The sequence below is a fragment of the Mitsuaria sp. BK041 genome (genome assembly GCF_014193085.1).
Taxonomy (GTDB): Bacteria; Pseudomonadota; Gammaproteobacteria; order Burkholderiales; family Burkholderiaceae_C; genus Roseateles.
On sequence record NZ_JACHYT010000002.1, the window covers coordinates 789763 to 803580 of the forward strand.

At 71.2% G+C, this 13818-nt stretch carries 11 protein-coding genes; 8 read left to right on the plus strand and 3 right to left on the minus strand.

All coding sequences use genetic code 11. The features are described 5' to 3' along the window. Positions 1 to 70 precede the first annotated feature (70 nt). Entirely contained in the window at positions 71 to 2266 is a 2196-nt protein-coding gene (gene katG / locus FHT38_RS19385) for a catalase/peroxidase HPI (RefSeq protein ID WP_183492933.1), read from the minus strand. A gap of 344 nt (positions 2267 to 2610) precedes the next feature. Between katG and FHT38_RS19390 the strand changes: the two genes are divergently transcribed. The 4 genes from FHT38_RS19390 to FHT38_RS19405 all read left to right on the plus strand — a co-directional run bounded on the left by FHT38_RS19390 (position 2611) and on the right by FHT38_RS19405 (position 5741). Continuing rightward, complete coding sequence (locus tag FHT38_RS19390; protein WP_091727483.1) at positions 2611 to 3270, plus strand: peroxiredoxin; 660 nt, start codon at positions 2611 to 2613, stop codon at positions 3268 to 3270. A gap of 110 nt (positions 3271 to 3380) precedes the next feature. Then, positions 3381 to 4277 (plus strand): hypothetical protein, encoded by an 897-nt coding sequence (locus FHT38_RS19395; protein WP_183492934.1) that lies wholly within the window; start codon positions 3381 to 3383, stop codon positions 4275 to 4277. Between the two features lie 13 nt (positions 4278 to 4290). Further along, positions 4291 to 5178, plus strand: coding sequence for a hypothetical protein (locus tag FHT38_RS19400; RefSeq protein WP_183492935.1), 888 nt, complete (start codon positions 4291 to 4293; stop codon positions 5176 to 5178). A gap of 44 nt (positions 5179 to 5222) precedes the next feature. Then, entirely contained in the window at positions 5223 to 5741 is a 519-nt protein-coding gene (locus FHT38_RS19405; RefSeq protein ID WP_183492936.1) for a hypothetical protein, read from the plus strand. A 31-nt stretch (positions 5742 to 5772) separates the two neighbouring features. Here FHT38_RS19405 and FHT38_RS19410 read toward each other — a convergent pair whose 3' ends face one another. Then, positions 5773 to 6675 carry a LysR family transcriptional regulator gene (locus FHT38_RS19410; protein ID WP_183492937.1) on the minus strand — a complete coding sequence of 301 codons (903 nt, stop codon included), beginning with the start codon at positions 6673 to 6675 and terminating at the stop codon, positions 5773 to 5775. A 131-nt stretch (positions 6676 to 6806) separates the two neighbouring features. Between FHT38_RS19410 and FHT38_RS19415 the strand changes: the two genes are divergently transcribed. Beyond that, entirely contained in the window at positions 6807 to 7556 is a 750-nt protein-coding gene (locus FHT38_RS19415; protein WP_183492938.1) for an SDR family NAD(P)-dependent oxidoreductase, read from the plus strand. An 11-nt stretch (positions 7557 to 7567) separates the two neighbouring features. Further along, positions 7568 to 7804 (plus strand): 4-oxalocrotonate tautomerase family protein, encoded by a 237-nt coding sequence (locus FHT38_RS19420; protein WP_183492939.1) that lies wholly within the window; start codon positions 7568 to 7570, stop codon positions 7802 to 7804. Between the two features lie 44 nt (positions 7805 to 7848). Here FHT38_RS19420 and FHT38_RS19425 read toward each other — a convergent pair whose 3' ends face one another. Next, entirely contained in the window at positions 7849 to 8391 is a 543-nt protein-coding gene (locus FHT38_RS19425; RefSeq protein WP_091727512.1) for a hypothetical protein, read from the minus strand. A 150-nt stretch (positions 8392 to 8541) separates the two neighbouring features. Here FHT38_RS19425 and FHT38_RS19430 point away from each other — a divergent pair, with 150 nt between their 5' ends. Then, complete coding sequence (locus tag FHT38_RS19430) at positions 8542 to 11784, plus strand: hypothetical protein (protein WP_183492940.1); 3243 nt, start codon at positions 8542 to 8544, stop codon at positions 11782 to 11784. Beyond that, positions 11736 to 13517, plus strand: coding sequence for an SWIM zinc finger family protein (locus FHT38_RS19435; protein WP_310737404.1), 1782 nt, complete (start codon positions 11736 to 11738; stop codon positions 13515 to 13517). The genes FHT38_RS19430 and FHT38_RS19435 overlap by 49 nt, the downstream gene beginning before the upstream one ends. Positions 13518 to 13818 lie beyond the last annotated feature (301 nt).

Genomic DNA, 13818 nt, shown 5'->3' on the forward strand with positions numbered 1-13818 from the left:
CGGGCCGGGCCAGCGTGGTCATTGCGCCGCGATCTCCGGGCGCCGCTGCGCGAGCGGCGCCCGGGAGCGCTCACAGCAGGTCGTAGCGGTCCAGGTTCATCACCTTGGTCCAGGCCTTGACGAAGTCGTTGACGAAGACCTTCTCGCCGTCACTGGACGCGTACACCTCGGCCAGCGCGCGCAGCTGGGAGTTCGAGCCGAACACCAGGTCCGCCGCCGTGCCGGTCCACTTCAGCGCGCCGGTCCCGCGGTCGCGGCCCTCCAGCACGCCTTCGTCGCTGGTCGACTTCTGCCATTTCGTCCGCATGTCCAGCAGGTTGACGAAGAAGTCGTTGCTCAGCGTTTCCGGACGCGTCGTGAAGACCCCATGCCGGGCGTGGCCGAAGTTGGTGCCCAGCACCCGCATGCCGCCGATCAGCGCGGTCATCTCCGGCGCGCTCAGCGTGAGCAGCTGGGCCTTGTCGACCAGCAGCTCGGCCGCATGCGGCACCAGGTCCTTGCGGATGTAGTTGCGGAAGGCGTCGGCCGCCGGCTCCAGCACGCCGAAGGACTCGACGTCCGTCTGGTCCTGCGACGCATCGGTGCGCCCCGGCGAGAAGGGCACGACGACCGCATGCCCCGCCTGCTTCGCCGCCGCCTCGACACCAGCCGATCCGCCCAGCACGATCAGGTCGGCCAGCGAGATCTGCTTGCCGCCGGCCGCCGAGCTGTTGAACTCCTTGCGCACCGCTTCCAGCTTGGACAGCACCTTCTCGAGCTCGCTGGGCTGGTTCACCGGCCATTCCTTCTGCGGCGCGAGCCGGATCCGCGCGCCATTGGCGCCGCCGCGCTTGTCGCCGCCACGGAAGGTCGAGGCCGAGGCCCAGGCCGTCGTCACCAGCTGCGAGATGCTCAGGCCGCTGGCCAGCAGCTTGGCCTTGAGCGCGATGACGTCCTGGTCGTCCACCAGCGGATGGCTGACCGGGGGCACCGGGTCCTGCCAGATCAGTTGCTCCTGCGGCACCAGCTTGCCGAGGTAGCGAGACACCGGCCCCATGTCGCGGTGCGTCAGCTTGAACCAGGCGCGCGCGAAGGCGTCGGCCAACTCGGCCGGGTTCTGCATGAAGCGGCGCGAGATCTTCTCGTAGGCCGGATCGACGCGCAGCGCCAGGTCGGCCGTCGTCATCATCGGCGCGTGGCGCTTGGTCTTGTCATGCGCGTCGGGCACGGTGCCGGCGCCGGCGCCGCCCTTGGGCGTCCACTGGTGCGCCCCGGCCGGGCTCTTCGTCAGCTCCCATTCGTAGCCGAACAAGGTCTCGAAGTAGCTGTTGTCCCAGGTCGTCGGCGTCGGCGTCCAGGCGCCCTCGATGCCGCTGGTGATCGTGTAGACGCCCATGCCCTCGCCCAGCTGGTTCTTCCAGCCCAGGCCCTGCTCCTCGAGCCCGGCGCCCTCCGGCATCGCGCCGACGTGATGCGCCTCGCCCGCGCCGTGCGCCTTGCCGAAGGTATGCCCGCCGGCGACCAGCGCGACCGTCTCCTCGTCGTTCATCGCCATGCGGCGGAAGGTCTCGCGGATGTCGCGCGCGGAGGCTGCCGGATCGGGCTTGCCGTTCGGCCCTTCCGGATTCACGTAGATCAGGCCCATCTGCACCGCCGCCAGCGGATTGGCCAGGTCGCGGTCGCCGGCATAACGCTCGTCGCCGAGCCAGGTGGTCTCCGGGCCCCAGAAGGTGTCGGTCTCCGGCTCCCAGATGTCGGCGCGGCCGCCCGCGAAACCGAAGGTCTTGAAGCCCATCGACTCCAGCGCGACGTTGCCCGCCAGGATCATCAGGTCGGCCCACGACAGCTTGCGGCCGTACTTCTGCTTGACCGGCCAGAGCAGGCGCCGGGCCTTGTCGAGGTTGCCGTTGTCGGGCCAGCTGTTCAGCGGCGCGAAGCGCTGCGCGCCGGTGCCCGCGCCGCCGCGGCCGTCCTGCACGCGGTAGGTGCCGGCCGAGTGCCAGGCCATGCGGATGAAGAAGGGGCCGTAGTGGCCGTAGTCGGCGGGCCACCAGTCCTGCGAGTCGGTCATCAGCGCATGCAGGTCCTGGACCACCGCGTCGAGGTCCAGGGTCTGGAACTCCCGCGCGTACTTGAATTCCTCGCCCATCGGATTGGACTTGGGCGAATGCAGGGAAAGGATGGAGAGGTTGAGTTGCTCGGGCCACCAGTCGCGGTTGCCTTTGGTCCCGGCCACCGCATGGTGGTGGGTGCCGCTCGAGAATGGGCACTTGGAATCGCCTGACATGTCTGCCTCCTGAGTTGAGCCTTGGGGAACCGTCCGCTTGTCCGCAGAGTGCGAGCGCGGACGAGTCTAGGACTCGGCCGGCGACGGCGGCAACAGCCGGTGTTTATCGGGCCGATAGCTTTTTCGGCGTGGCCGGCTGGCGGCGCGGACCCTCATCCGGTCCGCGCATGAGTAAAGTCGCTGGCCGAGCAAGGCCATTGGGCAGACTCTCCCCGTCGTCGAAAGGGAGGACAAGAATGTCGCCCTGCCGCCGGCCGGTGCCGGTGGGACGACGAGAATCGCCCGGTCCCGCACGATCGACCGTCGCCGTCCGCGGCGATGGACCCTTCACCTTGGAGCCCATCATGTCTCTGCGCATCAACGACACCGCCCCGAACTTCACCGCCAAGACCACGCACGGGGAGATCAACTTCCACGACTGGATCGGCGACAGCTGGGCCATCCTGTTCTCGCACCCGAAGGACTTCACGCCGGTGTGCACGACCGAGCTGGGCTACATGGCGAAGATCGAGCCCGAATTCACCAAGCGCAACGCCAAGCTGATCGGGCTGTCGATCGATCCGGTCGAGAACCACTCGAAGTGGGCCGCCGACATCGAGGAGACGCAGGGCGCCGCGGTGAAGTACCCGATGATCGGCGACACCGACCTGGCGGTGGCCAAGCTCTACAACATGCTGCCGGCCGAGGAGCCGGGCACCTCGGAGGGCCGCACCGCGGCGACCAACGCGACGGTGCGCTCGGTCTTCATCGTCGGCCCGGACAAGAAGATCAAGCTGACGCTGACCTACCCGATGACCACGGGCCGCAACTTCGACGAGATCCTGCGCGTGCTCGATTCCATCCAGCTCACCGCCAAGCACCGCGTCGCCACGCCGGTGAACTGGAAGCACGGGGACGACGTGATCATCGCGGGCTCGGTGTCCGACGACGAAGCCAAGACGATCTACCCCGAAGGCTGGAAGGCGCCCAAGCCCTACCTGCGCATCGTCAAGCAGCCCAAGTGAGGCAGCGCGACCGGCGCGCGTGACGACACCACGCCGCGCGTTGCGCTCGAGTGAAGGCCGGACCCTCCGATGGGGGAGAACCGGCCTTTTTCCATGGAGGCGTCGATAACATGCGCGGCTTCATGCGGCGCGCGACCGCATGGCCCATGGAGTCCTTGATGTTGTTCACCCGCCGTGCCTCGGCCATCGCCGGGCTGGTGCTCGCCGCCGCCGTGTTGGCCTGGTCCCTCGCGCCGGAGGGCGAGCGCGTGACCCTGTCCGTCCCCGCGCAGGCGGAGCGGACGTCCGCCGCGCCGCCGCCGATCGCCACCCCATCCCGTGGAACTGCACCGGCCCCCGGCACGCCGGCCGTGGCCGGCGCGGCGAGGGAGGCCGCCATCGGTGCCTCCGCCGCCCTGCGCGACTACGGCCAGATCGTGATCACCGCGCTCAATGGCGGCACGCCGCAGCAGGCCGGCGAGGCCGCGAAGCTGCTCGTCCTGTGCAGCACCGTCCCGCAGACGCGCGATGCACTCGAGGAGCTGAAGCAGGAAGGACGCGTGGCCGCTGAAGGCGCCGACCGCACCATCGCCGCGCTCGACAGACAGGAGCGCTCATGCCAGTCGATCCCGCCCGACCTGATGGGCCGGGAGCTGGAACTCTCGGCGCGCGCCGTGCTGGGGGGCGTGAAGGGCGTCGCGACGATCTATGGCGCCGCCGTCCACTACGCCCCGCCGGAGGCCATGCGCCAACCGCTGGCCGCGGCCTTGCGCGCGGACTTCCTCGACGGAGATGGCGTCGCGGCGCTGATGCTGGCGCAGCACAGGGAGCTCTTCGGCCTGTCCAGGGTCGAGTCGCGGGCCTATGAGATCGCTTTCGACAAGATGGACGCGATCGGTTTCTTCGACCCGGATCGCGCCAGCGGGGCTGGCAAGCCGCTGACCGACGAGGAACAGCGTCAGGCCGAAACGCTGGCCGCGACGTGGGCCAAGGACATGAAGCCGCAGCACGGACACCGTCACGGCTAGACGACATTCCCCGATGCCCTTCCTGCGCTGGATCCTCGTTGCTGCCGTGCTCACAGGCGCGGCGACCCTCGTGGCCTTCGGGCTTCATCCCGCCGACGATGATCGTGTCGCGCTTGCCGACCCCTCGTCGACGGCTGCCTCCGCCGGGCTGACGGCCTCGTCCGCCTCCCCGCCCCAGGCGTTCCCACCGTTCTCACCCGACGCCTCGGGACCACCAGCGGCCGGCACGACGCGGCCAGCCGCGATCGGGCCCGCTGTCGGCGCCTCCGCCGTCATCGAGGACTACGGCCAGATCGTGCTTGCCGCGCTGCAGGGCGGCTCCGCCGCGCAAGCCGGCGATGCGACGGAGGTGTTGTCCCGCTGCGAGGGCGCGACCCAGGTGCGGGAGACCCTGGAGACCGTTCGCGCCGATCCCAAGTCCAACCCGGCGGACGTCGCCCACGCGATCGCGCATTTCGACGACCGCGTGCGCCGCTGCCAGTCCATCACCGACGAGATGCGGGCCCAGCGCCTGCCGCTGGCCGAGCGCGCGCTGCGGGGCGGCGAGCGAGGTGTCTCGATGGCCTACTTCCGCCTGGTCGATTTCGACCCGCCACAGGACATGCGCGCCCCGCTGCTCGAGGGCCTGCGCGGCGACGTCCGCGCCGGCGACCGCTTCCCCACGCTCGTGCTCGCCACGCGCGGCGAAGACCTGGGTTTGTCTCCGGTCGAGGCGCGGGCCTACGCGCTGCTGGCCGAGGACCTCAACCCCCAACTCATCGCGCCGGGCAAGTTCAGCCGGAACCGCGAGCAGGAGCGCCTGACTGACGCGCAGCTGCGCCAGGCCGCCGAGCTCAAGGAGCAGTACAAGCGCGAGATGAAGCGGCCACGCACCGGCCGGCGCGTGGGCCGATCCGGCTGAGCCAGAATCCCGCGCGTCGGGAGCGATTCGAACAAGGAGAAGACATGGCGGACAAGAAGGAGATCCAGGCGCGGGCCGAAGCGCTGCTCGCGCAGGGCGTGGGCAAGTCCGAGGTGTTCCGGCAGCTGTCCGGACAGGGCATGAAGGACCGCCGGCTCGCGGCCTGGCTGGCCGCCCGGCATGACCCGCAGGCGCGCGCCGAGATGAGCCTGCACGTCAACATCCTGGTTGGGCTGATGGTGCTGCAGGCGCTGATCGTGCTGGCGGTCGGCTGGCAGGTCTCGATGTGGCTCGGCCTCGCGTTGACCAGCATCCCGCTGCTGTTCGCCTGGGGCTTCCGCAAGCCCTACGCCGGCGCCTACACCGGCTACCTGTTCCTGTCGATCGTCACGGTGGGCCGCAACGTGGCCCAGCTGTTCCCGATCACCACCGGCGGCCTGGTCGGCGTGGCGCTCTCGATCGCCATGATCTGCTACGTCTTCTGGATCCAGCGGCGGATCTTCCCGGACATGAACTTCCTCGGCCCGATGCGCAAGGGCAGCCGCTTCGTCTTCACGACCTGAGGTCGATCGCAGGCCGTCCAAGGCCGCGCCCTCAAGGCACGAACAGCGCCCGCTCTTCCTCGAAGACCTGCTGCAGATGGTCGGCGACCGTCCGGATCGCACGGGCCTTGCGGTCCTGGCCGCGGATCAGCAGCCACATCTCGCGCGCCTCGCGGGTCGGCGTCAGCGCGCATTCGCGCAAGCCCGGCACCTGGCGTCCGATGTAGTGCGGCAGCAGCGCCAGGCCGGCGCCGGTCCGCGCCGCGATCGCCTGCGACATGTGGTTGTTGGCGCGGAAGGCCACCCGCCTGCGCGGGAAGTGCTGCGCGAGCCAGGTGGCGTCGGGCATGTCCGCGTTCTCCTCGTCGAAGCCGACGAACACCGGCGCCGCGCCGCCCTCGACCGCCGCGCAGATCGCCGGCGTGCCGTAGAAGCCGAAACCCATGGTGCCCAGCGGCTTGGCGATGAAGTCGCCGTCGCGCGGTCGCATCAGGCGCACCGCGATGTCGGCGCGGTGACGGTCCAGGCTGACCGGGCGCAGGTCGGTGGCGAGGTCCAGGTCCAGCCCCGGATGCACCGCGGAGAGCCGCGCGAGCCGATCGATCAGGAAGCCCTGCGACAGCGCCGGTGGCGCATTGACCCGCACCAGCCCGCGCACCGCTTCGTCCTCGTCGCCTTCGCGGGCGAGCGTCAACGCGGCGGCTTCCATCTCGCTCGCGGCAGCCAGCGCCAGCCGGCCCGCCGGCGTCAGCGCATAACCGTCGGGCCGGCGGTCGACGAGCTTGTCGCCGAGGCGATCCTCCAGCGACTGGATGCGGCGCGCGATCGTCGCGTGATTGACCGAGAGCGCCCGCGCCGCCGCCGACAGGCTGCCGTGCCGCCCGAGCGCGAGGAACACCCGCATGTCCTCCCAGTCCACGCCCCGGCGAGGCCCTGTGCGTTTTTGATCAGCCATTGAGACAGGATAGCGGCTACCGCTGGCGCAGGCCGGCTCCTACGCTTCGTCCAACGCCTCCCGATCCCCGATCGCCGCGGCGTCCCCGACGACCCCGGATCCTCCGGATCCCGCATGAACAGGAGCCTTCCATGTCCACCGCTTCCAGCACCGCCACCGCCACGACCACCACGACCACCACGCAGCGGGTCGCCCTCATCACGGGCGCCTCGCAAGGCATCGGCGCCGGCCTCGTCGCCGCCTACCGCGCCCAGGGTTATGCGGTCATCGCCAACTCCCGCAACATCCAGCCGGGCGACGACGCCGGCGTGATCGCCGTGCCCGGCCACATCGGCGACCGCGCCGTCGCCCAGCGCATCGTCCAGACGGCGCTCGACCGCTTCGGCCGCATCGACACGCTGATCAACAACGCCGGCATCTTCCTGGCCAAGCCCTTCACCGAATACACGCTCGCGGACTACCAGGCCGCGTTCGACGTCAACGTGGCCGGCTTCTTCCACCTCACGCAGCTGGCGCTGCCGCAGATGCTGTTGCAGCGGCACGGCCACATCGTGCAGATAACGACGACGCTGGTCGACCAGCCGATCGCCGGCGTGCCGGCCGGCCTGGCCAGCCTGACCAAGGGCGGCCTGGATGCCGTGACGCGCTCGCTCGCGATCGAATACGCGAAGAGCGGCGTGCGCGTGAACGCGGTGCGTCCCGGCGTCATCAAGACCCCCATGCATGCACCGCAGACCCATGAGTTCCTGGCCGCCCTGCACCCGATGGGCCGCATGGGCGAGATCAGCGAGGTCGTCGACGCGGTGATGTACCTGGAGCGCGCGGGCTTCGTCACCGGCGAGCTGCTCAACGTCGACGGCGGCCAGCACGCCGGCCGCTGAAAGGAGCCCCCATGCCCTACGTCAACATCAAGGTGACCCGCGAGGGCACCGCCCCCGGCGCCAGCGCCACCACGCCCGAGCAGAAGGCCGCCCTGATCCAGGGCGTCAGCGACCTGCTCTTCGAGGTGATGGGCAAGCCGCGCCACATGACCTTCGTCGTCATCGACGAGGTGGAGCTCGAGAACTGGGGCGTCGGCGGACTGCCGACGGCGCAGTTCCGCCGGCGGCAGTCCGGGACGCCGGGCTAGGGAGGCCCTGGAAAACGCGGCGCCCGCACGGGAGGATCGGGCGCTCAGCCGCCCTTGATCCTCACCGTGAAGGTCAGCTTGTAGCTGCCGCCGTCGCCGCCGTAGTTCAGCGGTGACAGCGCGGTTTCCGTCGTCACCGTCGGCACGACGAAGCTGTGCCAGCCGAGGTACTCGTCGTTGGACAGGGAACTGGACACGAGACTGGACAGCTTGGGCCCCACGATCGAGCGCAGCTGCGCCGCCGTCAGGTTGGACCAGCCGCTCTGGCCATAGACGTTCCAGATCGACTGCAGCATCAGTTGCAGCACGCCGCCGCTGCCCAGGTCCGGGTCCCAGTCCTCCTCCAGCAGCCAGGCGAAGACGAAGGCGCCGCCGGCCTCGGCCTCGTCGACGATCTGCCGCGTGTTGACGATGCGGCCCTTCAGGAAGTGGTTGTCCCAATCGGGATCGCGCACGCGGATCAGCTTGCCGCCCGGCACGTTGCGGTGGGCCATGAACACCAGCACATAGGGCGAGTCGCCGCCGTCGCCCTCGCTCGTGTCGTCCAGGCACTTGATCTGCGTCACCATCAGCTGGCGTGTCGGCATGGTCGTCTCCCTGCGCATCCCGCATCGCGGCCACCGCCCGGGATCGGGCCGTGAAGAAGCCGTGAGCCAGACTAGGCAGCCCCCCCGAAAGGGCCCATCCCTAGGTCGGCATCGCCCCCCTAGAATCGCCCGTCGCAGGGGGAGAAGCACTTGAGGAAGATCGCATCCGCGACGCTGATCCGCGTCCATCCGCGCGAGCGCCGTTGCACGGTGGAACTGGTCGAGCTCGACCGGCCCGCCGGCCGCACTGCCAGCGATGACGCGGCCCGCTACGTCGTCAACGTCCGCCAGGACAGCGGCGAGTCGTCGCTGACCGCCACGCCCTGCACCCTGGCCGAGGCGCAGCGCCGCGCGCTGGACTTCCTGCGCCGCCGGCTCGCCGCGGGCGAGACGCTGCTGCGGCGCGACGGCTTCGAGGCGCTCGGTGTCGAGCCGGAGATCGCCGCAGCCCCGCTTTCCACCCCCTCCGTTCCCACGGCCTCCACACCTTCGGGCGCCCCTGCCGGCCCGGTCCCGCCGGCCATCGCCGCGCTGGTGGCCCGTTTCGCGCCGGCGCGCTGGACGCTCGAACCCGACGATCGCCGCGCTCGCGCCGCCTGGCGCGTCGCCGAATGCAGCGACCGCGGCGACGCCGATCCCGCCGCGCAACACGCGCTCCAGTCACTGGTGCCGCGGCTGGTCGAGCTGCTGGAGAGCGGCTCCGACCTGCTCGACCTCTGCCTGGCCGCCGCGATCGGCCGGCTCGGCGATCCCGGTGCGGCCGAGGCCATGGCCGTGCTGTCCGAGCGCGGCCGCAGCCCGGCCACGAAACGGTATGCCCACCAGGCGCGGCTGATGCTGCTGGCGCCCGACGCGCTGCAGTCGCACCTCGAGGTCGCCGCGAGCCAGTGGTCCGCGGAACTCGCGCTGCCGACCGAAGGCCCGGCGCTGGTGCTCGCGCTGCTCGACGCGCTCGAGGCCCGCCGCCTCGACTGGCCCGACCTGCTGCAGGACTGGTACGACCTCGCCCTGGTCCGCCCCGACGTGCGCGCGAAGGTGTTGAGCCTGCTGCGCGCGCTGCCCCTGCAGGCCGAGGCCTTCCAGGCGCTGCGCTACGTCTACAAGACTGCGGAGCTGCGCCGCGACGCCGAGGTCGTCGGCCTGCTGCATGCGCGCTTCGAGAACACCCGCCCCGCCCAGGGCGGCCTGACGACGCGCCACTACCTGGACCCGTCCACCGGCGAGTGGATCGTCCGCAGCGCCGGCAGCAAGCGCAAGCCGGCGCGCGCCTACGGCCGGCGCACGCGCGAATACCTGCGCCTGCGCGGCTGGCGCGGCCTGCGGCGGCTGGCGGCGATCGGGCATCCGCATGCGCCGGTGCTGGCGGTCGAACTGCTGCTGGGCCTGCGCGACGACGAGGTGCCCGCCGCGGTCACCGAGACCCACATCGAATGGCATCGCCTGCAGACGGCGCGCACCGAGCGCCACTTCCCCGCCGGCGCGCACTGGCTGCTGGTGTCGCGCCTGCTGCTGCCGGCGCTGCCGACGCTGGGCACCGGCGCGCGCACGCGGCGCCTGTGGACACGGGAGCTCCTCGACGTGACGCGCGCGCTCCCGCAGCGGCCCGAGGGCCTGCGCGCGATGTGGGACGCGCATCCCGAGGCGCTGCTGCGCCTGGCGATGGCGAGCCGCAGCGCGCTGGTGCAGGCCATCGTCGCGCGGGCGCTGCAGGACCATGCCGAATTCATGCGCCAGCAAGCGCCGGCGGTGCTGGAAATCCTGCTGCGCAGCCCTTATGCGACCGCCGCGGAGACCGGCTTCGCGGCGGCGCGCGCGCACATCGAATCCGGTGACGCCGCCGCGCAGGTGCCCTGGCTGAAGCTGCTGGCCGCGAGCGCCCATGCCGGCGCGCGGGACTACGCGCTGCTGCACATCGCCGGCGATCCGGGCCGCTTCGCCGGCCATGCCGACCTGGTCGTCGCGCTGCTGCTCAGCGGGCAGGAGCGCGCCCGCAAGCAGGGCCACGGCCTGGCGCTGCTCGCGCCGCCGCAGCCGCTGATCGAGGAGCTGCTGGCCGCGCTGCTGGCGGTCGATGCCGCCGACCCCGGCCTGGACGATGGCGCGACGCTCATCGAGCAACTGCTGGCCGGCCCGCTGGCGCCGGCCGCGTCGGAAGCGGTGATGCCGCGGCTCGGCGCGCTGCTGCCGCTGCTGGACCATCCGTCGGCGGCCGTCGTGCGCGTGGGCGTGAGCTGGCTGCTGCTGCATCCCGCGGGCGTCGCGCTGCTGCCGGCGGCGCTGATGACGCGGCTGATCACCGCGGAGGATCCCGAGCGTCGCGCCGGTGGCGTGCGCCTGCTGGCGGCGCTGCCCGACGAGGTGCTGCGCCGCCAGGTCGATCTGATCGGCGACCTCGCGACCCATGCCCATGCCGGCATCCGCGCCGCGATCGGATCGGCGCTGCTGCGCGTGGCGCGCGAGGACGCCGACTTCGCCCGCCAGGTCGCCGACCGCCTGCATCGCTCGCTGTTCCAGACGGAAAGCGGCGAAGGCGCCCATGCCGATGCGCTGCGCTGGCTGACGCAGGATCTCGCGCCGCACGCGCCGGCCCGCGACGCCGCCGGCAGCTGGCGCGCGCTGCAGGCCCGCAGCACCGGCGCACAGCGCTACGGTGCCTGGGCGCTCACCACGCTGACCCCGGACGACTTCTCGCTGCGCCAGCTCGCCACGCTGGTCCGCCATGCCGATGCCGGCGTGCGCACCTGGGCCATGCGGGCGCTCGACACCCGCCTGCCGCCGGTGCCCTCGCACGAGCAGTCCGAGCAGCTGCTGCCGCTGGCCGAATCGAGCTTCGACGATGCGATCGCGTACACGCGGACGCTCTTCGGCGAGCGCCTGCCGGACGAGTCCCTCGCCGTCGAACTGCTGATCGCGTGGGTGGACCATCCGCAGGCCTGGGTGCAGGCGCTGGGCCGCGCGCGACTGGTGCGCCGCATGAGCGCCGCCGACGCGTCGCTGTGCCTTACGCGCCTGAGCCAGCACCCCGGCACGCAGGTGCAGCTCTTCGTGACGCAATGGCTGCTGGAGCTGCCGACCGATGACGCGCCCCGGCTGGCGAGGCAGCTGCGCGCGCTGACGCCCTACTTCCTCACGGTGCTGAGCCAGGTCCATCGCGGCCGCGCCGCCAAGTCCCGCGTCACCGCCTTCCTGCGCGCGCAGATCGCGGCGCCGGAGACCGCCGAGGTGGTGGCGGAGATCTTCGCGCGCCAGGTGGTGACCGCCAGCCTCACCGACAAGCCGCAGTACATCGCCGGCCTGCGCGACATCGCCGCGCGGCATCCCGGCATCGCGCTGCCCTTCCTGAGGTGGCACTCGCCCGCCGGCGCCACCACGACCACCGCCGACCCGGCCTGACGACGATGCAGTTCCGCTACAAGTACTACGGCAGCACGACCGTCGACGACACCGCGGCGTCGCAGTCCTTCCACTTCGCGCCGGACACGCTGCGGCCGCCGACCGCCTTCGACGGCCTGCTGCGCAGCGCGTCGCACGCGCACCTGGCGTTCCGGGAGGCGCTGTCGGCCCTGCATGCCGTCGTCGTCAGCGACCAGCGCTACCGCGGCCGCGACAAGTCCGTCTACCGGCAGTGGCTGGCGGAGAACGAGCAATCGCTGCTGGCGCGCTTCATGTCGCGCTCGGCCGAGCTCAAGCAGTCCAGCGAGGCGCTGAACACCGAGCTGCGCACGCTGCGCGCGAGCAAGCAACGCGTGCTCGCGCCCTTCTACAAGGCGCAGCAGGCCTATTTCAACTGGCTGTTCTGGAACCACCGCGACGCCTGGTACGTGCTGGACCCGGTCATCACCGTGCATCCGGAGCGCCTGCTGTTCGAGGCCTTCAGCCAGGACGAATCGACCTACTGCGCGGTCAGCGTGCGGCATGACGTGTTCGACCGCACCGGCGAGATGGCCTGCGGCACGACCAACATCGACTACTCGGCCAGCCTGCACGACGAGTTCCAGAAGATCCGCGACTACAAGGCGACGCGGCTGCAGCTCGATCCCGCCGGCTTCACCGTCGCCACCGGCGACGACCCGGCCTTCCGCGAGGAGAAGATCGACCTGCCCGACAGCTGGGTCCGCGGCTTCCTGCAGGTGTCCAGCGCGATGACGCTGCCGGCCACCGTCGTCGAGCTCCATCCGATGGACCTGCACAACCTGTGCGCCGCGCTGCGCCAGCGCAAGGAGCGCGCGGGGCCGCGCTCGCTGCGCTTCGAGCTGTCGCCGGGCGGGCCGGCGCGGATGGTGCTCGAGCCCTGGCACCAGGTCTTCACCGCGCGCCGCAGCGCCATCGTCGGCGCGCCGCTGACCGCGCCGCAGACGATCCGCGTCTGGGGCCGCCGCCGGCTGCTGACGCTGGAGCGGCTGATCGCGCTGGCCACACGGGTGCGCGTGCACCTGCTGGGATCGGGCATGCCCAGCTTCTGGGTCATCGAGCTGGGCGACATCACCGTCACGCTGGGCCTGTCCGGCTGGACCGCCAACGACTGGTCCGATGCCGGCCGCTTCCACCTGCTGCAGCCGCGGCACGAGGTCGCCGAGGCGACGACGCTGTCGGTGGCCGCGGCGCTGCAGTCGCAATGGATGGCCTCGTCGGCCGAGCTGGCCTCGCGGACGCAGCTGCCCCGCGGCGATGTCGACGCGGCGCTCGGCCTGTGGGTGCAGGCCGGCCGCGCCGTCTTCGACCTGTCCAGCGGCCGCTACGCCTGGCGCGAACTGACGCGCGAGCCGCTGCCGCTGGCGACGCTGCGTTTCTCCAGCCCCGAGGAATCGACCGCGCTGGCGCTGATCCACGAGAAGCGCGTCAAGCTGCGCGACATCACGCCGCAGGGACAGCGCCTGGTCATCGACGGCGAGGTCCGGCTCAAGGACCGCAGCCACGCGCCGCGCCTGGTCCTGAACGCCGACCAGCAACTGGTCGACGGGCAATGCGATTGCAATTTCCATCGTCAGAACCGCCTGCGTCGCGGCCCCTGCGCGCACCTGCTGGCCCTGCGCCAGCTCGCGCAGCCGCGGCTGGCCGAATGGTCGCCGGCGGCGCCGGACGCCGCCGCGGCCGCAACACCTGGCACCCGTCCGGAGGCGGCATGACGAGGCTTGTGGTTAAACTGATTTCGAGTGCAGCGCGCAGGCTCTTGCAACCCGGACGGTGTTTCGCCGTCCTTGCCTCCTGCCGTTCCATGCGTCACGGGCGCCGTCTTCACTGTGCCGCGCAGCACCACCGTCGCAGATTCCCATGGGGCTTCCCTGAAGCGAATCGTGCGACGGTGGTGCGCGCGGCGTCGAGTGGACAGCGCCCGTCCCTCAAGCCTTCCAGGCTCTTCGACGAGAAGCGCGCTGCACTCCCCTTCCACCGCTTGTCTGCCGCGTCGCCGGCGTCGCTCCCAGGAGG